This window comes from Pseudomonas sp. UBA6562, from assembly GCF_002434265.1.
In the GTDB taxonomy this organism is placed as follows: Bacteria; Pseudomonadota; Gammaproteobacteria; order Pseudomonadales; family Pseudomonadaceae; genus Aquipseudomonas.
In genome coordinates this window covers 159,171-180,527 of the sequence record NZ_DJJS01000003.1, presented here as the reverse complement: position 1 = coordinate 180,527, position 21,357 = coordinate 159,171, and the positions used below count along the sequence as shown (strand labels likewise).

Genomic DNA, 21,357 nt, shown 5'->3' with positions numbered 1-21,357 from the left:
GCCGCACACACCGCCACTGGCGGATTTCGAGGGTAGGGGAATGAAAAAATCGTCTGCGCAGGGCTCCGAAGACCCGATTCTGCAATGGGTAACCTTCCGCCTGGACAATGAGTCCTATGGCATCAACGTCATGCAGGTCCAGGAAGTCCTGCGGTACACCGAGATCGCACCGGTGCCGGGGGCGCCCAGCTATGTGCTGGGCATCATCAACCTGCGCGGCAACGTGGTCACCGTGATCGACACGCGCCAGCGCTTCGGTCTGATGCCCACCGAGGTCACCGACAACACCCGGGTGGTGATCATCGAGGCGGACAAGCAAGTGGTCGGCATCCTGGTCGACAGCGTCGCCGAGGTGGTCTACCTCCGCCAATCCGAAATCGAGACCGCGCCCAACGTCGGTAACGACGAATCGGCCAAGTTCATCCAGGGCGTGTGCAACAAGAACGGCGAACTGCTGATCCTGGTCGAGCTGGACAAGATGATGACCGAAGAAGAGTGGTCGGAACTGGAGAACATCTAAGGTGATCTTCGAGGTGGCGGTGCTGTTCCTGGCGTTGCTATGGGCCGTGAGCCTGTGGTTGTTCCTCAACTACAGCAAGCGCCAGCGCCAGGTGCTGGCCGAGCAGGCGGTGGGCGATGCGCTGCGCGATCAGCGCATCAAGGACCTGGCCAAGCGCTTGGACGACTACCAGAACGTCACCGTGCGCATGGGCGACACCCTCCACGAGCTGCGCAGTGTGGTGGCGCCGCTGCCCGACAAGCTGTTGCAGCTCGAACAGCGCGATCCCAACGACGTGACCTTCTCCCAGGCCGCCAAACTGGTGGGCATGGGCGCCAGCGTCGAAGAGCTGACCCAGACCTGCGGCCTGACCCAGGCCGAGGCGCAGTTGATGAGCAAGCTGCACCGCGCGCAGTGACCGCCGCTCGCCTGTACGCTGCTCGCATCGATGGCTCGGCGTCCTTGGGCGCCGAGCCAAGCCTCCGAAGCCTTTGGCCTCAGCGCCGCTTCACGCCCACGAATGCAACTTGCCGATCTGCGCCACGCGTGCCAGGGGCAGTCGTGCAGTGCGCAGCGCGTTCAACGCGTCCAGGTCGACGAACTGGTAACTGTTGATGCGCGGCATCATGTACAGGTGCGCCAACTGACGCAGCGTGTACAGGTCCGGTAGGGTGCGGTCGACCACATCGGTCATCAGGTCCGGGCCGGTGAGCCAACTGATCTGTTTGGCGTAATGCCTGAACGAGGCCGGGTTGGCCATGCGGTCGGGACGTATGGGGTAAGGTTCCAGCAGGCGCAGGTAGCGTCCGCGCATCTCTTGGCTGACCGCCAGCAGCGTCGGATTGCCAGCATGGCTGCCGATCATGCTGTTGTTGTACGCCGAATCCAGCCCCATCAGTTCGTTCTGCACAGGCGGCTGTAATAGCAAGCCGGTTGCGTTGGTGGTCAGTTCGACGCTGTCGAGCGCGGCCTTGCCGGTGTCCGGATGCAGGAGCAGGGCGTCGTCGACGTCCATGTACAGGCCGCCTTCGCTGTGCAGCATCGGATAGCGCAAGACGTCGGCGGCCGAGGCGTAGTTGCTTGCCGAACCGCCATCGGCGAGCGCCGCCTGGTATTGCGCATACCCCGTGCTTTGCTCGAACGCCCGGTAGAAATCCTGTTCCTCCAGAACCAGCACGTCCAGTCGCGGAGCGCGGCTGTTCAACTGTGCCAGGTTGTAGGCGAAGGCCTCGGCACTGCGATTGGACAACATCAAACGGTATCGGTAAGGGCTGTCGCCCAATGCCTGGGCATTGTGGGCGAGGTTGTCCAACACCTGCGCGTCGATACGCTTGTCGCCGACCCACAGCGCGGTGATCTGCTTGGGAATGGGCGTGGCGCCTTCTGGCAGGAGGGGAGGCAGTTCGATGGGCAGGGACAGGTCGATACCCAAGGCGCGCAGGGTCGCCGTGCGCATGGCATGGGTCACCTCACGGTTGGCCGGGTTCGCCGGCCGTACGTTGCCGGTACCCGGCTCGGCCTCGTAGTAGCGCATTTCAACCTCGTTGAGGTCTTCTTCGGGCACGAACAGGTTGGTTTCCATGTCGTAGACCAGGTCGATCGGGTCGAGGTAGCCCGGCACCGGTTCGAAATACCCACGCAACATGTCGTTGTTGCCGTCGTAGCGCGGGTGGCGGGACACCGCTGCCGCCACGTCGGGGTCGCCTTCGGGCAGAGGTTCGATGCGCAGCCGGCGATTGAAGGACGGCGCGATGTCCATGTTCGGCAGGCGCGGCGGGTCGAGCGGGCTGAGCGGATAGCCGATCTGATCGTTGAGACGGGTCGGCACGACGAACCCGTCGCGCCATGTCTGGAACAACGCGTCAGTCTCGCTGGCGACGGCAACGACGCCAGGCAGGGCGTTGAACAGGCCGTAAGCGATGTCGCCAACCCCGTCCTGCTTGTCTTCCAGCGTTTTCCCATTGATCGCCTCGTCCAGACCCAGGCCGAGCTGTACGATGCCGCCGACCGCAAGCAACGGAGCCAGGCCGGGAACCACGAACGACAACGGCAGGAGCAAGGCGAGGGCGTTGTCGAGATAGTGCCGCCAGCGCCGTTTGCGGACCTCTTCGCTGCTGGTGATCAGAAAATCGGCGTCGTCCAGGCTGCGTTGACGTTGGCGCTCGGCCAAGGTCTGGAACAGGTCGCCGTCCAGGGCCGGGCTGTAGGTATCGGGGCGATAGTTGACGTAAGTGCGTGGCGGCCACTTGCCGTCGTCGTTGAAAAAGCCATGCTCCGGCGGCAGGGTATGGCTGTGCGGGTAGACGGCCAGCCCTTCGAGCGCGGTGTCCAGGCCGCTGAAGTCGATACCTTGGGGGGCATCGGCCAGGCGGAAGTGCCGTTTGAGGTGGCGACGCTTGACCTCGTCCTTGCACTGCTCGCCAACCCAGTCCCTGAGCAGGTCCTGGCTGGCGAATTCGAGCAGCGGCGAGCTGTTGCCTGGTACATGCAGCACCGTCAGGTCGCTGTGCGTGTCGTGCAGGCAGAGCAGGTCGGTGGCAGCGTAGCCGTAGATGTTCAGCAGACTGGCGCGCAGCGCAGCGCAGCGCTGCGCGGCAACAGGTGCGCGGCTTGCCAGATCAACAGGCGCGCCGCCTCGCTGAGGGTGCCTTCGGCCACCTGCTTGTTGCACGCAGCGACGAAGTTGAGTTTGCAGCACAGGCGGTGCTCGTCCAGGTGCGCGTGCCAGTAGTCTTCCAGCTGCGTTTTGTAGCGGTCGTGAAAATCCAGGGACTCGATGTGGCTCTGCAAAGTTTCGGCTGCAACGTCGATCAGCGTCGAGGTGTCGAACTGCAACGGTTCGCGGCGACGGAACAGGCCGTTGAAGACACGGTACTGCGACTGGCTCGACAGCTCGGGTCGATGGTCGAGCGCTTCGACCACGTCGATCGCGGCATGGGCAGGAAACTCGCCGGCCCAAGGTGCGGCGGTCAAGGTGCGGAAAATGTCGTTGGCCGACTCGCCTTGCCAGTTGACCAGCACCGCCTGCGGCAGGCTGATGCGCTGCACGACCTGCGCCTGGTAGCGGCCCGAGGGTTGCGGTTGAAGATGCAAGGTGACCACGTCGATCTCATCGGGGTCGAGGCTGACGCCCTGGCTGCGCAGCCAGCTGCCGATGGCCTTCTGCGCTTCGCGATCGGGGCGTGGCAGTTGCGCCAGGTGGTGGCGTACGCGTTGCACGCCTTGAGCGTTGATACCGGTAGGGGTCATGGCGGTTCTCCGGGGTTAGGGGCCCGGAAGGCTCGGCCATGGGCGCATGGTGTGCGCGGTAGATAATGCTGGCGTGGCGCCTGGCCGCGAGCAGGCCAGGCTCAGCGCTGCGACAGGTCGGGCGGCGGCAGACGCGGCAGGTCCGGGGTCACGTCGCGCTCGCGGGCCGTGGGTTCGAAATCGTCCGGCACCTTGCCGCGCAGTTGCCAGGCGAAGGCGATGATCTCGGCGATGGTCAGGTACAGCGCCTCGGGAATCTGCTCGCCCAGCTCCAGGCGCGCCAGCAGGCGCACCAGTTCGGCGTTCTCGTAGATCGGCACTTCGTGCTCGCGGGCCAGGGCCAGGATGGCGTCGGCCAGTTCGTCGTCGCCTTTGGCGCTCAGGGTCGGCGCCTGTTCGCCGTCGTAGGACAGGGCGATGGCTTGGCGGGGTGGGAGGTTCATGCGTTTTCGTCTACCCAGCGTTGTTCGAGGCGGGTGCGCGGGCCTTGCGGCGGCGTCCCGGCGTGGCAGTGCAAGTCGCCGACGTCCAGACCGCAACCGAGCAGGCGTTCGCGCAGGGCGCCCAGTTGGCTGTCGAGCAGGCGCGCGGTGGCCGGCTGTTCGGCCCAGAGCTGGCCCGACAGGCGCCCTTGGCTCAGTTGCGCCTGCACTTGCAGGGGGCCGAGCGGATGCAGGTCGAAGGCCAGCTCGATGCGCCATGAGGGATCGCCCGGTTCGCCATTGGCCGTTCGGCGGTCGGCCTGGGGGTCGGCAGCGTCTTCGCGCTCCTCGCGCTGCAGTTTGATCTGCAACGGTACGAATTCCTGACCGTGGCGCAGCGGGATCTCCGTCTGCCAGGTGCTTTGCAAAGTGCCGTCTTCGGTCAGGCCGGTCTGTTGCAGGCTGCTCAGTTGATGGCTTTGCAGGCGCGAGACGGCGCCGGCCGCCAGGCGCAGCAGTTGCTCCAGATCGCCTTCGGCTTCCAGGCTTTGCAGCAACCGCGATGGGAGCGGGAAACCGCCGGGTTGCGAACGGGGCGAGGCATTGCCGAGCATGCCAAGGGCGGCACGGGTGAAGCCGGGTAGCAGCGGCGCCAGCGCCGCGCCAGTGGGCGGTGTGAATGGCGGAGCGCCACTGGCCTGGCTGATTTGCGCCATCAGCCGCAGCAGGTTGGCCTTGAGGTCGGTGGCCAGCGCTGCCGTCTGTCCGCCGGTGAGCTTGGCTTCGAGAAACCCGCCGCTGTTGGCCAGGGCCTGGGCCAGGCCTTTGCTGTCGCTCAGTTGACGCACATCGGGCAGGCTGTTGAGCAGGCGCTCGGCGCTGCTGCGCAACTGCGCGCCGGCATCGGGGTCGTCGGCCAGGCTCTGCAGGCTGCCGAGCACTCCGCTCAGGTCGGCCTGGCGGCCTTGTTGGGTCAGCAACTGCTGGGCGACGGCCAGCTGCTCCTGGCGCCCGCTCAAGGGCACGAAACGCAGCGACTGGTCGCCCATCACCTGAGCGCTGAGCAGGCTGCCCAGCGGTAGCGGGCGAGGGCTGTCGATAGTCAAGGTGGCGCCGGCCTGAGTGCCGTTGAGCAGGCTGACCAACGAACGGTAGACCGCAGCCTGGCCGACCACGGCAGGCAGCGCCTGGGTTGTCAGCACCTTGCCTTGCAGCAAGCTGCCCACCGGCGTCTCGCGGGTGTCCAGGCGGGTCAGCGCCGCTTGCGGGTTGCTCGCCGCCGATTGCAGCATCACCGCCAGTTGGCTGCCCTGGGGTTGGCTGACCGTCAGTTGGCTGCCCAGCGGCATGGGTTGGCTGGCGCTGGCCTGCACCTGGGTCTGCTGGCCGTTGGCCAAAGTCAGGCGCAGCATCATCTGGAATGCCTGGCCCACCTGACGCAGGCTGAGCACTTCGGCCTGGGCGGTGGTACCGGGTGGCACCATGCCTTCCCGGGCATCGGCCAGGCGCAAGACCTCACCGCTCGTCGCCGGTCGGGCGCTGGGCGGTGCCGAAGCCGCTTGCGGGGGAAGACTATTGATCTCGGTCATGATTGTATACAACCTGCTGAACCTGACCGTCGGGACAGGCGCGGTCTATGTATAATGCCGGCCGCGCGGCGACCCACCCGGTGCGGGTCATTGCCACTGTAACGGCAGCGACCCTGCCGACTTGAGGCGGCGCAGGGGCATCGTTCGCGTTTCGCGCCCGAGCGAGCCCGCAGTTCCTGGGATGACACCACAGCATAAGGCGACACCTTGACCTTCCACCTCCAGGCCATCGGCCTTGCCTGCGAACGCGACGGGCGCCTGCTTTTCGAGCGCTTGGACCTCGACCTGCGCGCGGGCGACCTGCTGCAGGTCAGCGGCCCCAACGGCAGCGGCAAGACCAGCCTGCTGCGCCTGCTCGCCGGGCTGATGCAGCCGAGTGCCGGGCATCTGTCGCTGGGTGGTCTGCCGCTCGCCGAGCAGCGCCGGGCGCAGGCGGGCGGGCTGTTGTGGATCGGCCACAGCGCCGGCATCAAGGACATGCTCACTGCCCAGGAGAACCTGGCTTGGTTGTGCGCCTTGCACCAGCCTGCCGATGCCGCGGCCATCGACCGCGCGCTCGCCGCCATCGGCCTGCGCGGTTTCGAAGACGTGCCGTGCCATACGCTGTCGGCCGGGCAGCAGCGCCGTGTCGCCCTGGCTCGGTTGTACCTGCCCGGGCCGGCCTTGTGGATTCTCGACGAGCCCTTCACCGCGCTCGACAAACACGGCGTGGTCCAGCTCGAACGGCACCTGGCCGCCCATTGCCAGGCGGGCGGCACCGTGGTGCTCACCACCCACCACGAACTGCGCGAGCGCCCGCCTGGCTATCGCGAGTTGCACCTGGGGCAGGGCGCGGCATGAGCGTATTCCTCCTGTTGCTGCGCCGCGAAGCGCGCCTGCTGTGCCGCCGCCCGGCCGAGCTGGCCAACCCTTTGGTGTTCTTTGCCATCGTGGTGGCCCTGTTTCCGCTGGCCATGGGGCCCGAATCGCAACAGTTGCAGACGCTGTCGCCGGGTCTGATCTGGGTCGCGGCGCTGCTGGCGGTGCTGCTGTCGCTCGACGGCCTGTTCCGCAGCGATTTCGAAGACGGCTCGCTGGAGCAGTGGGTGCTGTCGCCTCACCCCTTGCCGCTGCTGGTGTTGGCCAAGGTGCTGGCGCACTGGACCTTTTCCGGGCTGGCACTGGTATTGTTGGCGCCGCTGCTGGCCCTGATGCTCGGCCTGCCCAGCGCCTGCCTGCCGGTGCTGCTGGCGTCCCTGCTGCTGGGCACACCGGTGTTGAGCCTGCTGGGCGCGGTGGGCGCGGCCTTGACGGTAGGGCTCAAGCGCGGCGGCCTGTTGCTGGCCCTGCTGATCCTGCCGCTGTACATACCGGTATTGATCCTGGGCAGTGGCGCCCTGCAAGCGGCGCTGCACACTATGCCCGCCACCGGCCAGCTGCTGTGGCTGGCGAGCCTGGCGGCCCTGACCGTGACCCTGGCGCCCTTTGCGATCGCCGCCGGGCTGAAGATCAGCGTCGGCGAATAACGAGCACCGGGCAGGGAAAGCCCGGCACACATTTGGATGCACCCTGATGAAAATGAGCTGGACGTGGTTCCACAAACTCGGATCGCCCAAATGGTTCTATGCCATCAGCGGCCGTCTGCTGCCCTGGCTGGCCATCGCCGCGACGCTGCTGCTGGGCATCGGCATGGTCTGGGGCCTGGCCTTCGCGCCCGAGGACTACCAGCAGGGCAACAGCTTCCGCATCATCTACATCCACGTGCCGGCGGCCATGCTGGCCCAGTCCTGCTACGTGATGCTGGCCGTCGCCGGCGCCGTGGGGCTGGTCTGGAAGATGAAGCTGGCCGACGTCGCGCTGCAATGCGCCGCGCCCATCGGCGCCTGGATGACCGCCCTGGCGCTGGTCACCGGGGCGATCTGGGGCAAGCCGACCTGGGGCAGCTGGTGGGTGTGGGATGCCCGTCTGACGTCGATGCTGATCCTGCTGTTTCTGTACTTCGGCCTCATCGCGCTGGGCCAGGCGATCGGCAATCGTGACAGCGCGGCCAAGGCCTGTGCGGTGTTGGCCATCGTCGGCGTGGTGAACATCCCGATCATCAAGTATTCGGTGGAGTGGTGGAACACCCTGCACCAGGGCGCCACTTTCACCCTCACGGAAAAGCCGGCGATGCCCATGGAAATGTGGCTGCCGCTGCTGTTCACCGCGCTGGGCTTCTACTGCCTGTTCGGTGCGCTGCTGCTGCTGCGCATGCGCCTGGAAGTGCTCAAGCGCGAAGCGCGGGCCAGCTGGGTCAGGGACGAAGTCTCGAAGGCCCTGAGTCGGGAGGCGCACCGATGAGCTTCGCTTCGTTCCCCGAGTTCATCGTCATGGGCCACCATGGCCTCTACGTATGGTCGGCCTACGGCATCTGCCTGCTGGTGCTGGCCATCAACGTCGTCGCGCCCTGGCGCGCCCGGCGGCGTTACCTGCAAGAAGAGGCGCGTCGTCTGCGCCGGGAGAGCACTTCGTGAATCCGCAGCGCAAGAAACGTCTGTTCGTCATCCTTGCCCTGGTGGCCGGCGTGGCCCTGGCCGTGGGCTTCGCCCTGAGCGCCCTGCAGCAGAACATCAACCTGTTCTACACCCCGACCCAGATCGCCAACGGCGAGGCCCCGCGCGATACGCGCATCCGCGCCGGCGGCATGGTCGAACAGGGCTCGGTGCAGCGCTCCGGCGATTCGCTCGACGTGCGCTTCGTGGTCACCGATTTCAACAAGTCGGTGCCGATCACCTACCGCGGCATTCTGCCCGACCTGTTCCGCGAAGGGCAGGGCATCGTCGCCCTGGGCAAGCTCAACGCCGACGGCGTGGTGGTGGCCGACGAAGTGCTGGCCAAGCACGACGAAAAGTACATGCCGCCGGAAGTGACCAAGGCGCTCAAGGAAAACGGCCAGGCCGGCACCGACACGCAGGCCCGCCCATGAACGCGGCCCTCTTGATACCCGAGCTGGGCCAGTTGGCGATGATCCTGGCGATCTGCTTCGCCGCGGTGCAGGCCAGCGTGCCGCTGGTCGGCGCCTGGCGCGGCGACCGCCTGTGGATGGGCCTGGCGCGTCCGGCCGCCTGGGGGCAGTTCGCCTTCCTGGCGCTGGCCTTCGCCTGCCTGACCCACGCCTTCATGACCGACAACTTCTCGGTCGCCTATGTGGCCAGCAACTCCAACACCGCCTTGCCCTGGTACTACAAGTTCAGCGCCGTATGGGGCGCCCACGAAGGCTCGCTGCTGCTCTGGGCGTTGATCCTGGGCGGCTGGACCTTTGCCGTGTCGGTCTGCTCGCGGCACCTGCCGCAGGTCATGCTGGCACGGGTGCTAGCGGTGATGGGCATGATCAGCGTGGGCTTCCTGAGCTTTCTGATCGTCACCTCCAACCCGTTCCAGCGCTTGTTGCCGCAGGTGCCGAGCAACGGCCGCGACCTCAACCCGCTGTTGCAGGACATCGGCCTGATCGTCCATCCGCCGATGCTGTACATGGGTTACGTCGGCTTCTCGGTGGCCTTCGCCTTCGCCATCGCCGCGCTGCTCGGCGGGCGGCTGGACGCGGCCTGGGCGCGCTGGTCGCGGCCCTGGACCCTGGTGGCCTGGGCATTCCTGGGCGTGGGCATCACCCTGGGCTCGTGGTGGGCCTATTACGAACTGGGCTGGGGCGGCTGGTGGTTCTGGGACCCGGTGGAAAACGCCTCCTTCATGCCGTGGCTGGTGGGCACGGCGCTACTGCATTCGCTGGCGGTGACGGAAAAGCGCGGCGTGTTCAAGAGCTGGACCGTGCTGATGGCCATCGCCGCCTTCTCGCTGAGCCTGCTGGGGACGTTCCTGGTCCGTTCCGGGGTGTTGACCTCGGTACATGCCTTCGCCGCCGACCCGGCGCGCGGGGTGTTCATCCTGATCTTCCTGCTGCTGGTGGTCGGCAGTTCGCTGGCTTTGTTCGCCTGGCGCGCGCCGGTGGTCAAGAGCCAGGTGGGCTTTGCCCTGTGGTCGCGGGAAACCCTGCTGCTGGCCAACAACCTGGTGCTGGTGGTGGCCGCTTCGATGATTCTGCTTGGCACGCTGTATCCGCTGATCCTCGATGCCCTGACCGGCGCCAAGCTGTCGGTAGGCCCACCGTATTTCGACGCCCTGTTCCTGCCGCTGATGGCGCTGCTGATGCTGGTGCTCGGCATCGGCGTGCTGGTGCGCTGGAAAGACACCCCCGGCCGCTGGCTGGCGAGCATGCTCACCCCGGTGCTGGTCGGCACGGTGGTGGCCGCGCCGCTGGCGGGCTGGCTAGTGGAGGATTTCGACTGGCCGGTGCTCGCCACCTTCGCCCTGGCCGCTTGGGTGGTGTTGGCCGGGCTGCGCGACGTGCTCGACAAGACCCGTCATCGCGGTCTGCTCAAAGGCCTGGGCGGCCTGGGGCGCAGCTACTGGGGCATGCAGCTCGCGCACCTGGGGCTGGTGGTGTGCGCCTTGGGCGTGGTGCTGTCGAGCCACAACAGCGCCGAGCGCGACCTGCGCATGGCGCCGGGCGAGAGCATCGAACTGGGCGGTTACCGCTTCCTGTTTGAAGGTGCACGACATTTCGAAGGGCCCAACTTCATTTCCGACAAAGGGACCGTGCGTGTGTCCCGTGAGGGGCGCGAGGTGTCGGTGCTGCACCCGGAAAAACGCCTGTACACCGTGCAGCGCTCGATGATGACCGAAGCCGGCATCGACGCAGGTTTCACCCGTGACCTCTACGTGGCCCTGGGCGAGCCCTTGGAAAACGGCGCCTGGGCCGTGCGCGTGCACATTAAGCCCTACGTGCGCTGGATCTGGCTGGGTGGCCTGTTGACCGGGCTCGGCGGTGTGCTGGCGGCGCTGGACCGACGTTACCGGTTGAAAGTCAAAGCGCGGGTGCGCGACGTGTTGGGTGTGGCGGGAGCGAACGCATGAAGCGCTGGATGATGCTGTTGCCCCTGGCGGCCTTTCTGCTGCTGGCGGTGTTTCTCTACAAAGGGCTGTTCCTGAAGCCCGACGAGTTGCCCTCGGCCATGATCGGCAAGGCGTTTCCGGCTTTCTCGCTGCAGACGGTGCAGGGCGGGCGCACCTTGACCGAGGCCGATTTGCGGGGGCGTCCGGCGTTGGTCAACGTCTGGGGCACCTGGTGCCCGTCGTGCAAGGTCGAACACCCCTACCTGAACCAGTTGGCCGAGCAAGGTGTGGTCATCCACGGCATCAACTACAAGGACGACAACGCCGCCGCGCAGAAATGGCTGGCCGAGTTCCATAACCCCTACCAGCTCGACATCGACGACGCCCAAGGCACCCTGGGCCTGGACCTTGGCGTGTATGGCGCGCCGGAAACCTTCCTGATCGATGCCCAGGGCATCATCCGCTACAAGCATGTGGGGGTGGTGGACGCCAACGTCTGGCGCGAGCAATTGGCGCCGCGCTACCAGCAACTGCTGGACGGGGCCACACCATGAAGCGCTGGATGAGCGCATTGGTGCTTGGGCTGGTGCTGAGCGCCGGCGCCCAGGCCGCCATCGACACCTATCAGTTCCGCGACCAGGCCGAACGCGAGCGGTACCAGCAGCTCACCAAGGAGCTGCGCTGCCCGAAATGCCAGAACCAGGACATCGCCGACTCCAATGCGCCGATCGCCGCCGACCTGCGCCGCGAGATCTTCCGCATGCTGGGCGAGGGCCGGAGCAACCGGCAGATCGTCGACTTCATGGTCGATCGCTATGGCGATTTCGTGCGCTACAAGCCGGCCCTCAACGCCCGCACCTGGTTGCTGTGGTTCGGCCCCGGCGTATTGCTGGTGGGCGGTCTGGGCGTATTGGCGCTGATCGTACGGCGCCGCCGTGCCAGCCCTGAGGACAACGCTGCCGAACTTTCACCCAGCGAGCGCGAGCGGCTGGCCACACTGTTGAAACAAGACCCTTCCCATGACTGAACTCTGGCTTGGCGCCGGGCTGCTGCTGGTAGCGGCGCTCGGCTTTCTGCTGATTCCGATCCTGCGCGGCCACCGCCAGCAACAGGAAGAGGACCGCACCGCGCTCAATGTCGCGCTCTACCAGGAACGCGTCGCCGAGCTGACCGGCCAGGCCGAGGCGGGCTTGCTCGACGCCGAGCAGTTGCAGCGCGGCCGTGCCGAAGCCGCCCGCGAACTGCTGGCCGATACCGAGTCGGCCGAGCCGGGCGCGCGACGCAAGCTGGGCGTCGCCTTGCCGGTGGCCCTGGCAATAGCGTTGCCGCTGACGGCCATAGGGCTGTACCTGCATTTCGGCGCCGTCGAGCAGATTCGCCTGACCCAGGAATTCGCCCAGCCGCCTGCTTCCCTGGCCGAGATGACCTCGCGCCTGGAACGCGCGGTCCAAGCGCAGCCCGACTCGGCCGAAAGTCTGTATTTCCTCGGTCGTGCCTACATGGCCGAGCAGCGGCCGGCCGAGGCAGCCGCCGTGTACGCGCGCGCCGTGGCCCTGGCCGGGCGCCAGCCGGATGTGCTCGGGCAATGGGCGCAGGCGTTGTACTTCGCCAACGACAAACAGTGGACGGCGCAGATTCAGGCGCTCACCGCCGAAGCCTTGCAAGGCGACCCCAACGAAGTGACCAGTCTGGGCTTGCTGGGCATCGCCGCGTTCGAAGGGCAGCGTTATCAGGAGGCGATCGGTTACTGGCAGCGGCTCCTGGCGCAACTGCCGGCCGAAGACAGCTCACGGGCGGCGCTGCAAGGCGGCATCGACCGCGCGGCCGATAAACTGCGCGCCGCAGGCGGTACGCCGGCTACGCAGGCGCGTTTGAAAGTGCGTGTGGAATTGGCCGCAGCGCTCAAGGACAAGGTGCGTACCGACGACACGGTGTTCGTCTTCGTCCGCGCCGCCAGCGGCCCTGGCGCGCCTTTGGCGGCCAAGCGCCTGACCGTGGCGCAGTTGCCCACCGAGGTGGAGCTGACCGATGCCGATGCCATGCTGGCGTCGATGAAACTGTCCGCAGCCGGCCAAGTCAAACTGGTTGCCCGCATCTCCCGTAGCGGGCAGCCCACGCAGGGCGAGTGGGTCGGGCAGAGCGCGCCGCTGGCGAGCGATACCCAGGCTACTGCGCACCTGATCATCGACAGCCCCGATTCGTGAGACACCGCGCCATGCACAGTATCGCCCGCCTGACCGTCATCGCCCTGGCCCTGGGGCTAGGGGCCTGTACGGTCCACCGCCCGGTCGAGCATCCGACGCCGCCCATCGAAACCGCGCCACCGCCCAAAGGCCCCGTGGTCCAGCCGCTGCCAGGCGCCAAGCCCGGCGCGCCCAAACCCGGTCAACCGGCTGCAAAACCCAAGGCCATGCCGCGCACCTCCGCCAGCTTCGCGCCGCCGCCAGGTGGCGCCAGCCACTGGGACCCGAAAATGGGCGTGTACGTGTTGGAGAAGCAGCCCAATACCTTCTATCGCCAGCGTACCTACTACCGTTGGAACAACGGCTGGAGCTGGTCGGTGAACCCCGAGGGGCCGTGGCAGGACACCGACAGCAGCGGCGTGCCGGGCGGCTTGGGCAAAGCCTTCACGCAGTGAGCCACTCCCGATTCATCGCCCCGTGCCTCGAATGAAATGGCCCGCCAATTGGCGGGCCATGTCGTTTGGCGCTCGGCGCTCAGGGCGCGAGGGTCGCGGTAGTGTTGGCCAGTTTGGGTTGCTGGTACACGTCGAGCAGGATCTGGTCGAGGATCGACGCCGCGCCCCAGGGCTTCGGATCGTTGAGGATGGCCGAGACCGCCCAGGTCTTGCCGTTGCTGTCGCGGGTGAAGCCGGCGATGGCGCGCACGGTGTTGAGCGTACCGGTCTTGATGTGGCCTTCGCCGCGTAGAGCGGTGGTCTTCAGGCGCTTGCGCATGGTGCCGTCCATGCCCACCAACGGCATCGAGCTCATGAATTCGGCCGCGTATGGGCTCTTCCAGGCGGCCTGTAACAACATGGCCATTTCGCGCGTGCTGACCCGCTCGGCGCGCGACAGGCCTGACCCGTTCTCCATCACCAGGTGTGGCGAGGTGATGCCTTTCTTGGCCATCCACTGGCGGATCACCCGTTGTGCGGCGCGGGCGTCGTCGCCGTCGGCGTCGGTACGGAAACGCGCGCCGATGCTCAGGAACAGCTGCTGGGCCATGGTGTTGTTGCTGTACTTGTTGATGTCGCGGATCACTTCCACCAGATCGGGCGAGAACGCGCGCGCCAGCAGGCGGGCGTTCTTGGGCACGTTCTCGACGCGGTCGCGGCCCTGAATGCTGCCGCCCAGCTCGTTCCAGATGGCGCGCACGGCGCCCGCCGCGTAGGAGGGGTGGTCGAGCAACGACAGGTAGGTCTGCGAGTTGCAGCCATCGCCCAGTTGGCCGCTGACCACTACGCTCATGCCGTCTGGCCCCGATACCGGGTTGTAGCGCACATCGCCGCTGCACTGCTTGGACGCCACTGCCTTGACCTGATTGTCGATGCGGATGCTGGCAATGGGCGGCTCGACCGCGACGGTGACCTTGCCGCCATCGTTGCGCGCCACGAAGCGCAGCGCCTTGAGGTTGACCAGCAGGGAATCGGGTTTGACCAGGAACGGCTTGTTGACGTCGCCGCCGTCGTCGTCGAACGCCGGTAGGTTGGGCTGCACGAAATGGCTACGGTCCAGCACCAGGTCGCCGGTGATGGTGCGCACACCGTTGGCGCGCAGGTCGCGCATCAGCAGCCAGAGCTTTTCCATGTTCAGTTTCGGGTCGCCGCCACCCTTGAGGTAGAGGTTGCCGTTGAGCACGCCGTTGCTCAGCGTGCCGTCGGTATAGAACTCGGTCTTCCACTGATAGGTCGGGCCCAGCAGTTCCAGCGCGGCGTAGGTGGTGACCAGCTTCATGGTCGAAGCAGGGTTGACCGACACATCGGCGTTGAACACGGTCGGGACACCTTGGCCGTCGAGCGGCAGCAGCACCAGGGAGAGGGCGGAGTCCTGCAGTTTGTTGGTGGCCAAGGCTTTCTGCACCTTGGGCGACAGCGTGGTGTTGACCGGTGCGGCATGGCTGGGAAGGGCCAGGGGTAGGAGCAGGCCGGCGAGCAATAGAGGGCGGAGCATTTTGATCATGGGAGGGAAGATCCTGCGCAGGAAAAGGTGAAAGCAGGAGGGGCTGTATAAGATGAAGGCCCCGCGAAACAGCGGTTCGCATTATGCCCCAAGCGTAGGCGACATGGACCAGATTTGAGACAAAAGCGGTCTTGACGCGCGGAAGCTGGTAAAGTGCCGCGCGTTACTACTCAAGAGGATTGTTTCATGGCCACTAACCGTTCCCGTCGTCTGCGCAAAAAACTGTGCGTGGACGAATTCCAGGAGTTGGGTTTCGAGCTGAACCTGGGCTTCAAGGAAGACCTGTCCGAAGAGGCCATCGACGCTTTCCTCGATGCCTTCCTGACCCAAGCCATGGATGCCAATGGCCTGGACTATGTCGGTGGCGATGACTTCGGTCTGGTCTGCCTGGCCGAACGTGGCTCGGTCAGCGAAGAACAGCGCGCCGCTGTCGAAGCCTGGCTCAAGGGCCGCAGCGAACTGACCAAGGTCGAGGTCAGCCCGTTGCTCGATGCGTGGTATCCGGAAAAGCCGATCAATTCGGCGTCCTGATCCTCGTAGAACGGCCACCTCGCGGTGGCCGTTTTCGTTTCAACCCTGCGCGCCGTCGGACAACTCCTTGTCCAACGCCTTCTCCACCCGCCGCATGTGCCGCGCCAGGCACTGGCGCTTGCGCCTCAACAGGTCGGGCCCGTCGCACGCCTGTATCGCTTCGCAAGCGGCCATCAACGACTGCGCTTCGAGCATGCGCGCCGCGCTGAGGATTTTGTGCGCCTGGTCGGCCAACGCTTGCGGCGCATGCGCCGGGTCGATCTGCATGAGCAGGTGCAGGTCCTGTTGCAGGCTGAGCCGCAAGGTGTCCAGCAGGCGCCTGCGGTCGGCCGCGCTATCGCCCACCACACTGCTCAGGCCTTCCAGATCGAACGGCATGGCACGGGGTTGCGGCGAGGTTTCCGTATATCGAATGCTGGCCAAACGTTGGCGCAGCGTAGACAGGGAGATGGGCTTGAGCAGGCAGTCGTCCATACCGGCCTCTAGACAATGTTGGCGCGCTTCGGGTTGGGCGTTGGCGGTGTAGCCGATGATGGTGCAGGGCGTACGGCTGTGCAGCTGCTCTTCGGCCCGCACGATCCGCGCCAGTTGGTAGCCATTCATGTGCGGCATGTTGCAGTCCAGGATCAGCACGTCGAACTGACCGTCGCGCCATTTGCGCAGCGCTTCGCGACCGTCGCAGGCGCGTTGGTGGCGCAGACCCAGCACGCTCAGCTGTTGCGCCATGAGCATCAGGTTGGCGGGATGGTCGTCGATGACCAGGACTTGCAGGCGCAGATCCAGCGGCGGGCAGCGCTCCTCGCATACCGCTGGGGCCGGTGCGGGCGCGGTCAATTGCAGCGGCATCTGCAGCCGCACCCGGGTGCCTACGCCATGCAGGCTTTCCAAGGTCAGGCTGCCGCCCATCATCTGGCACAGGTTGCGACTGATGACCAGGCCCAGGCCCGTACCGTTGCGCGCCTGCCGGCTGTCCGGGTTGACCTGGCCGAACGGGCTGAACAAGCGCGCCAAATCGTCTTCGCTGATGCCGATGCCGGTGTCCTGGACTTCGAGGTCCAGCGTAGCCGCGTCGGCGACGCGCTCGCGCAGGGCCACGCTGATGCGGACTTGGCCTTGCTCGGTGAATTTGATGGCATTGCTCACCAGGTTGGACAGCACCTGCTTGAACCGTAGCGGGTCGAGGCGGGCGTGACAGGCGGCGTCGGGGGCGATGTCCACGCGTAACGTCAGGCCCTTTTCCCGAGCCAGACCGTCGAATACCCGGCCCACCGATTCCACCAGGTCGATGGGGTTGACCACTTCGGGCTTGAGCGACAGATGGCCCGACTCGATGCGCACCACGTCGAGGATGTCGCCGATCAATCCGAGCAAGTCCTTGGCCGACTGATGCGCCACTTCGATGGCGGGACGGTCCAATTCGCCCTCGTCAGCGCGGCGAAGAGCCAGTTCGAGCATGCCGATCACGGCATTCATCGGGGTGCGGATTTCATGGCTGATGGTGGCCAGGAAGGTGCTTTTGGCGCGGTTGGCGTCGTCGGCCTGCTGCTTGGCCAGGCGCAGGTCCAGCACCAGCCTGCGGCGATCGCTGATGTCGATCCAGCCACCGATGATGCCTTGCACCTCGCCCAGCGAGTCGCGGTAGGGCAGCATCCAGTGGTACAGGGTCAGTTCTTCGTCGTGGACTCGCATGGAGCGGTCGAGGATCAGCGGCGTGCCCTGTTGCATGACCGTCTGGTAATCTGCCTCGATCTGTCGCGAATAGGGGCAGTCTTTCATCGCGCTGTCTTCCAGGCGCTTGCCCAGCACGGCCTCGGTGGTGGTGTCGAGCGCCTGCAGGTAGCTGGCGTTGCAGCTTTGCAGACGGCCCTCGCGGTCGCGCACGTACATCGGATGTGGGGTGCCGTTGAGCAGCGCGCCCATGAACTCCAACTGGTCGTTGAGCGCCCGCTCGGCTATCTGCCGCTGTTTGATCTGGCGCCGTAGCCGGGCGTTCCAGAGTAGCGCCAGCATCAGCAGGGCGGCCGTGGCGGCGATGACCTGCAGAATGATGCGGCGATACATGGGCCAGCGTGCGTCGTCGAACAGGCTGTAGCTGCGCCAGCGACTGTGGATGACGCCCAACTCTTCGGGGGTGATGCTCAGCAGTGCCTTGTCGAGAATCGACGCCAACTCACTGGCGCCTGGCGCCGTGGCCATCGCGAAGCTGGCCGGTTCGCTGCCGACGGTGGAGCGGATGACCAGTTTGTCGTTGCCTGTCAGGGCGTGATTGGCATCGATCAGCGTGGTGACGATGGCGTCGACCGCACCGCTGTGCAGCAATGCGACCGAATGCGCCGGGCTTTTGCTCGGCACCAGAACGATCTGCGGATAGCGGCTGGCGAGGCTCTTGGCGATGCTGCCGTGGTTGGACAGGGCCACGCGTCTGCCGCGCAATTGTGCGAGCGTGGTCCATGGCTCGGCATCCTTGCGCGTGACCAGAACGTGTGACGTTTCCAGATAGGGTCGGCTGATGCTCAGGCCCGTACCGTCGTCTTCGTCCGTGGCGAAGGTGGCGATGATGTCGGTCTGGCCTTTGTGCAGTTCATCGACCATGTCGCCGAGGTCGCCGCCGCGTTGCACCTTGAATCGCAAACCGGTGCGCAGGCGGATCAGTTCCAGCAGGTCCGCCGTGATGCCCCGCAGGCGCCCGTTGTTGTCGAGAAACGACAGCGGCGCTGCGTTCTCGTTGACCGATACGCGCATCTCGGGATGATCGCGTAGCCATTGCGCCTCGCGCTTGGACAGTTGCAGCTTGCGGTCGGTGAGCAGGCTGTCGTAGCCCGCGCTCCAGCGCCTGGAGATCTCGCCGCGAGTGGCTTGCGGCACGTGCTCCAGAATCGCGTTGACCAGCTCCAGCAGTTGGGTGTCGCTCTGCCGCATGGCGAAACTGAAACCGACCATCTCGTGCTTGCCGAAGTTGGCCATGCGCAGATGCGGCAGGTGGCCCTGATTGATTTGATAGTGCGTTGAAATGACGTCGCCGATGAACACGTCGGCCTGCTCGAAGGCGACGGCGTTGAGCGCCTCGGTGGTGGACTCGTACATTTGCACCTGGGCGCCGGGATAGGCCGCTTTGATCTCCGAGGCGGGCAGGTAATGGTAGAGCGCGCTCAGGCGCATGCCTTCGAGGTCCATGTCCAGTGGCCGGGTTTCGTCCTCGCGGGTTACCAGCACCGTCTGGTCGATGGCGTAGGGCCTGGACAGCACCAGCCCGGCAGAGTCCGCTTCATAGCGGTTGGCGCTGCCAAGCAGATCGATCTGGCCGCGCTTGAGCGCCTCTATCGCGGCCTGACGCGTGGGCAGGCGAAGAATTTCCACCGGCAAGCCCAGAGCGCCGCTGATGAGGCCGACGTAGTCGGCAGTCAGGCCCTGGTATTCGCGTCCGCCCAGCGTGATGTCGAATGGCGGGTTATCGGGCGCAGTGGTGCCTACTACCAAGCGCTGACGGCTGCCGATCCACTGGCGTTGGCGTGGGGTCAGGGGCAGGTCGGTGGCCTGGGTGCTGGCACGGCTCAACAGCAGGTAACTATGCGCCGTGGGAGCGGCTTCCCTGGCGTAGCTGGCGAGCGCGGTGAGAACGAGTACGAGGAGCATACCGGCAACGAACTTGCTCATGCCCACCCTTAGACCAACGCGTTACGCTTGGCGATGTCGATCAACTCGACGAGGGTTTCGACCTGCAGCTTTTGCATCAGGCGTTTTTTGTAGGTGCTGACGGTCTTGTTACTCAGAAACATGCCACGCGCGATGTCCTTGTTACTGCGGCCTTGAGCGAACAACTGCAATACCATCAACTCTCGATCGTTGATCAAACGGAAGCGTTCCAAGTCGCTGTTCTCTTCGGGGGCGGACTGGTTGAGCGCCTGGTTGGGGAAGTAGTTGTAACCGGAAAGTACCGCCTTGATCGCGCTCAATAGTTCGCCCAAGTCTTCCTGCTTGCAGACGTAACCCGAGGCGCCGGACTGCATGCAGCGCAACGCGAACAAGGCGGGCGACTGCGCCGTGAGCACCAGCACCTTGAGCGGCAGGCCCATGCTTTGCAGGCGGGAGAGCACTTCGAGACCGTCGAGCTTGGGGATGCTGATGTCGAGGATGACCAGATCGGGTTTGGCCTCACGGATCATTTGCATGGCGTCCACGCCATTGTCCGATTCGCCGACGATCTTGTAGTTCTGGTTTTCCAGCAACATGCGAACGGCCAAACGAATGACTGGATGATCGTCCACGATAAATACAGAGTGCATATTCGGCTTTCCATGCAACAAGAAGAGAGGCAGCCGGCACCTTAGCCTAGTTGTTGATGGCCGCACATGGCGGTTGGGCCATTCATGCAGATATAGGAAATTACTTACAAACAACTCGAAGTGTAGCTACACGCAGATTATGAAATTGGCCGTGTCAATGGCTGGATCGTTGCTAGCCATGTGCGAATCCTGCGGATGTTTAGCGATTTTGTTTATCGCGTAAGCCTTGTCCTAGGCATGGTGAACGAGGGGCGATCCAGGCCACCGGCCCAGGCGCCCCTGGCTCATGCCGGGCTGGAGCGTCCGGTCATCTCGCGCGCCATCTCGCTGGCGAAACTGTCGGTCATGCCGGCGATGAAATCGATCATGCGCAGGAAGGCGCTGTGCAGCGAAGTGTTGGGGTCGGGCGCGTGGTTGCCCAGCAGGTCCAGCACGCGACGGCTCTTGAAGGAAGGCGCGCGCCCGCCGTGCTGCTCGAGCGCGGCGGTGCAGAACGCATTGAGCAGGATCTCCAGCGTGGTATAGGCACCGATCTCGTGCAGGGTCTTGCGTTTGTCCTGGAAGATCTTCTTGCGTGCCATGTCCTTGGCGTGCAGCACGCAGCGTTTGGCCGGCCCATGCATGTGTTCGACCAGGTCGCCGTGCAGGCCTGTGCCCAGCAGGGCGTGCTGCTGTTCGACGAAGGCGTCGGCGGCCGCATTGGTCAGGTGCTCGATGGCTTTGCCGCGCAGAATCGCCAGCTTGCGCCGGCGCGAGTCGTCCGGTCCCAGTTGCCGGTAGGTGTCGGGCAGGTCGTCGCCGACCAGATCCAACAGCAACGCCTCGACTTCGGCGTATTGCAGCAGGTCCATTTCCAGGCCGTCTTCCAAGTCGATCAGGGCGTAGCAGATGTCGTCGGCGGCTTCCATCAGGTAGACCAGCGGATGGCGGCCCCAGCGCTGCTCGTCGAGCTGCGGCAAGCCCAGCTTGCCGGCGATCTGCTGCAACAACGGCAGCTCGCTCTGGTAGCAGCCCATCTTGTGCTTCTTGTAACCCAGGGCGTCGGCGTGGCGGGCGCTCCAGGGGTATTTCAGATAGGTACCCAACGTCGCGTAGGTCAGGCGCATGCCACCGTCGAACTGGTGGTATTCGAGTTGGGTCAGAACCCGGAAGCCTTGGGCGTTGCCTTCGAAGTTGAGGAAGTCGGCGCGTTGGTCGTCGTTCATGTCGTCCAGCCAACCGCGCCCGGCCGCTTGCTGGAACCAATAGCGAATGGCGTCTTCGCCCGAATGGCCGAAAGGCGGGTTGCCGATGTCGTGGGCCAGGCAGGCCGACTGCACGATCATGCCCAGGTCGTTCGGCTCGCACCAGTCGGGCAGTTGCGGGCGCAAGGTTTCACCGACACGCATGCCCAGAGAACGGCCGACACAGCTCACTTCCAGCGAGTGGGTAAGGCGCGTGTGGATATGGTCGTTGCTATAGGGCGGATGGACTTGCGTCTTGCGTCCCAGGCGGCGAAATGCGCCTGAAAAGATGACGCGGTCGTGGTCTTTATGGAACGGGCTGCGGCCCATCTCTTGCGGGCTCGAATGGGCCTTGCCCAGGCGTTCGCGGTTCAGCAGGGTGTGCCAGTCCAAGGCATAGGCTCCATCAGGTTGAGCGTGTGGCCCGAAGGGTAGAGGCGACCATGGTGAGCGGTTGCGCCATGGGCCGGCA

The 21,357-nt window shown here is 65.3% G+C and carries 21 protein-coding genes; 13 read left to right on the top strand and 8 right to left on the bottom strand.

Translation table 11 applies throughout. The features are described 5' to 3' along the window. Window positions 1-40 precede the first annotated feature (40 nt). Window positions 41-520 (top strand): chemotaxis protein CheW, encoded by a 480-nt coding sequence (locus B4M43_RS03545; RefSeq protein WP_296264255.1) that lies wholly within the window; start codon window positions 41-43, stop codon window positions 518-520. A 1-nt stretch (window position 521) separates the two neighbouring features. Further along, complete coding sequence (locus tag B4M43_RS03540) at window positions 522-917, top strand: DUF2802 domain-containing protein (RefSeq protein WP_296264253.1); 396 nt, start codon at window positions 522-524, stop codon at window positions 915-917. 90 nt (window positions 918-1,007) lie between these two features. Here the strand turns inward: B4M43_RS03540 and B4M43_RS03535 are convergent, their stop codons facing one another. The 4 genes from B4M43_RS03535 to B4M43_RS03520 form a co-directional block, all read right to left on the bottom strand. After that, window positions 1,008-3,170 (bottom strand): dermonecrotic toxin domain-containing protein, encoded by a 2,163-nt coding sequence (locus B4M43_RS03535; RefSeq protein WP_296264251.1) that lies wholly within the window; start codon window positions 3,168-3,170, stop codon window positions 1,008-1,010. Further along, window positions 3,056-3,748 carry a dermonecrotic toxin domain-containing protein gene (locus tag B4M43_RS03530; RefSeq protein ID WP_296264249.1) on the bottom strand — a complete coding sequence of 231 codons (693 nt, stop codon included), beginning with the start codon at window positions 3,746-3,748 and terminating at the stop codon, window positions 3,056-3,058. Before B4M43_RS03530 ends, B4M43_RS03535 begins: the two co-directional genes overlap by 115 nt. Before the next feature lie 101 nt (window positions 3,749-3,849). Continuing rightward, a complete protein-coding gene (locus B4M43_RS03525; RefSeq protein ID WP_296264248.1) occupies window positions 3,850-4,191 on the bottom strand; it encodes an EscU/YscU/HrcU family type III secretion system export apparatus switch protein in 342 nt (113 codons plus the stop codon). Then, complete coding sequence (locus B4M43_RS03520; RefSeq protein ID WP_296264246.1) at window positions 4,188-5,759, bottom strand: flagellar hook-length control protein FliK; 1,572 nt, start codon at window positions 5,757-5,759, stop codon at window positions 4,188-4,190. Before B4M43_RS03520 ends, B4M43_RS03525 begins: the two co-directional genes overlap by 4 nt. Before the next feature lie 207 nt (window positions 5,760-5,966). Here B4M43_RS03520 and ccmA point away from each other — a divergent pair, with 207 nt between their 5' ends. Genes ccmA through B4M43_RS03470 form a run of 10 tightly spaced genes read left to right on the top strand, consistent with a single transcriptional unit; the run spans window position 5,967 to window position 13,305 of the window. Next, window positions 5,967-6,599 (top strand): cytochrome c biogenesis heme-transporting ATPase CcmA, encoded by a 633-nt coding sequence (ccmA, locus tag B4M43_RS03515; protein WP_296264244.1) that lies wholly within the window; start codon window positions 5,967-5,969, stop codon window positions 6,597-6,599. Next, a complete protein-coding gene (gene ccmB, locus B4M43_RS03510; RefSeq protein ID WP_296264242.1) occupies window positions 6,596-7,264 on the top strand; it encodes a heme exporter protein CcmB in 669 nt (222 codons plus the stop codon). Before ccmA ends, ccmB begins: the two co-directional genes overlap by 4 nt. A 46-nt stretch (window positions 7,265-7,310) precedes the next feature. Next, window positions 7,311-8,078: a heme ABC transporter permease gene (locus tag B4M43_RS03505; protein ID WP_296264240.1), complete on the top strand. Its 768-nt coding sequence runs from the start codon at window positions 7,311-7,313 to the stop codon at window positions 8,076-8,078. Then, the gene (gene ccmD, locus B4M43_RS03500; RefSeq protein WP_296264238.1) at window positions 8,075-8,251 is read left to right on the top strand and encodes a heme exporter protein CcmD; all 177 of its coding nucleotides are present in this window, start codon (window positions 8,075-8,077) and stop codon (window positions 8,249-8,251) included. The genes B4M43_RS03505 and ccmD overlap by 4 nt, the downstream gene beginning before the upstream one ends. After that, window positions 8,248-8,703: a cytochrome c maturation protein CcmE gene (gene ccmE, locus B4M43_RS03495; protein ID WP_296264235.1), complete on the top strand. Its 456-nt coding sequence runs from the start codon at window positions 8,248-8,250 to the stop codon at window positions 8,701-8,703. Before ccmD ends, ccmE begins: the two co-directional genes overlap by 4 nt. 11 nt (window positions 8,704-8,714) lie before the next feature. Continuing rightward, window positions 8,715-10,688: a heme lyase CcmF/NrfE family subunit gene (locus B4M43_RS03490; protein WP_296264480.1), complete on the top strand. Its 1,974-nt coding sequence runs from the start codon at window positions 8,715-8,717 to the stop codon at window positions 10,686-10,688. After that, window positions 10,685-11,221, top strand: a complete 537-nt coding sequence (locus B4M43_RS03485) for a DsbE family thiol:disulfide interchange protein (protein ID WP_296264233.1) — start codon at window positions 10,685-10,687, stop codon at window positions 11,219-11,221. Before B4M43_RS03490 ends, B4M43_RS03485 begins: the two co-directional genes overlap by 4 nt. Then, window positions 11,218-11,694 carry a cytochrome c-type biogenesis protein gene (locus B4M43_RS03480; RefSeq protein ID WP_296264232.1) on the top strand — a complete coding sequence of 159 codons (477 nt, stop codon included), beginning with the start codon at window positions 11,218-11,220 and terminating at the stop codon, window positions 11,692-11,694. The genes B4M43_RS03485 and B4M43_RS03480 overlap by 4 nt, the downstream gene beginning before the upstream one ends. Continuing rightward, the gene (gene ccmI, locus B4M43_RS03475) at window positions 11,687-12,871 is read left to right on the top strand and encodes a c-type cytochrome biogenesis protein CcmI (RefSeq protein WP_296264230.1); all 1,185 of its coding nucleotides are present in this window, start codon (window positions 11,687-11,689) and stop codon (window positions 12,869-12,871) included. Before B4M43_RS03480 ends, ccmI begins: the two co-directional genes overlap by 8 nt. Before the next feature lie 11 nt (window positions 12,872-12,882). Continuing rightward, window positions 12,883-13,305, top strand: a complete 423-nt coding sequence (locus B4M43_RS03470) for a hypothetical protein (protein WP_296264228.1) — start codon at window positions 12,883-12,885, stop codon at window positions 13,303-13,305. 79 nt (window positions 13,306-13,384) lie between these two features. Here B4M43_RS03470 and dacB read toward each other — a convergent pair whose 3' ends face one another. Beyond that, complete coding sequence (dacB, locus tag B4M43_RS03465; protein WP_296264226.1) at window positions 13,385-14,848, bottom strand: D-alanyl-D-alanine carboxypeptidase/D-alanyl-D-alanine endopeptidase; 1,464 nt, start codon at window positions 14,846-14,848, stop codon at window positions 13,385-13,387. A 186-nt stretch (window positions 14,849-15,034) separates the two neighbouring features. Here dacB and B4M43_RS03460 point away from each other — a divergent pair, with 186 nt between their 5' ends. Then, on the top strand, window positions 15,035-15,379 hold the full coding sequence (locus B4M43_RS03460; RefSeq protein WP_296264224.1) for a YggL family protein: 345 nt from the start codon (window positions 15,035-15,037) through the stop codon (window positions 15,377-15,379). Between the two features lie 39 nt (window positions 15,380-15,418). Here B4M43_RS03460 and B4M43_RS03455 read toward each other — a convergent pair whose 3' ends face one another. From B4M43_RS03455 to B4M43_RS03445, 3 genes are all read right to left on the bottom strand, one after another. Then, window positions 15,419-19,033 carry a transporter substrate-binding domain-containing protein gene (locus B4M43_RS03455; RefSeq protein ID WP_296264222.1) on the bottom strand — a complete coding sequence of 1,205 codons (3,615 nt, stop codon included), beginning with the start codon at window positions 19,031-19,033 and terminating at the stop codon, window positions 15,419-15,421. An 8-nt stretch (window positions 19,034-19,041) separates the two neighbouring features. Beyond that, window positions 19,042-19,662, bottom strand: a complete 621-nt coding sequence (locus B4M43_RS03450; protein ID WP_296264220.1) for a response regulator transcription factor — start codon at window positions 19,660-19,662, stop codon at window positions 19,042-19,044. Between the two features lie 284 nt (window positions 19,663-19,946). Beyond that, window positions 19,947-21,278: a deoxyguanosinetriphosphate triphosphohydrolase gene (locus B4M43_RS03445; RefSeq protein WP_296264219.1), complete on the bottom strand. Its 1,332-nt coding sequence runs from the start codon at window positions 21,276-21,278 to the stop codon at window positions 19,947-19,949. Window positions 21,279-21,357: the final 79 nt, after the last annotated feature.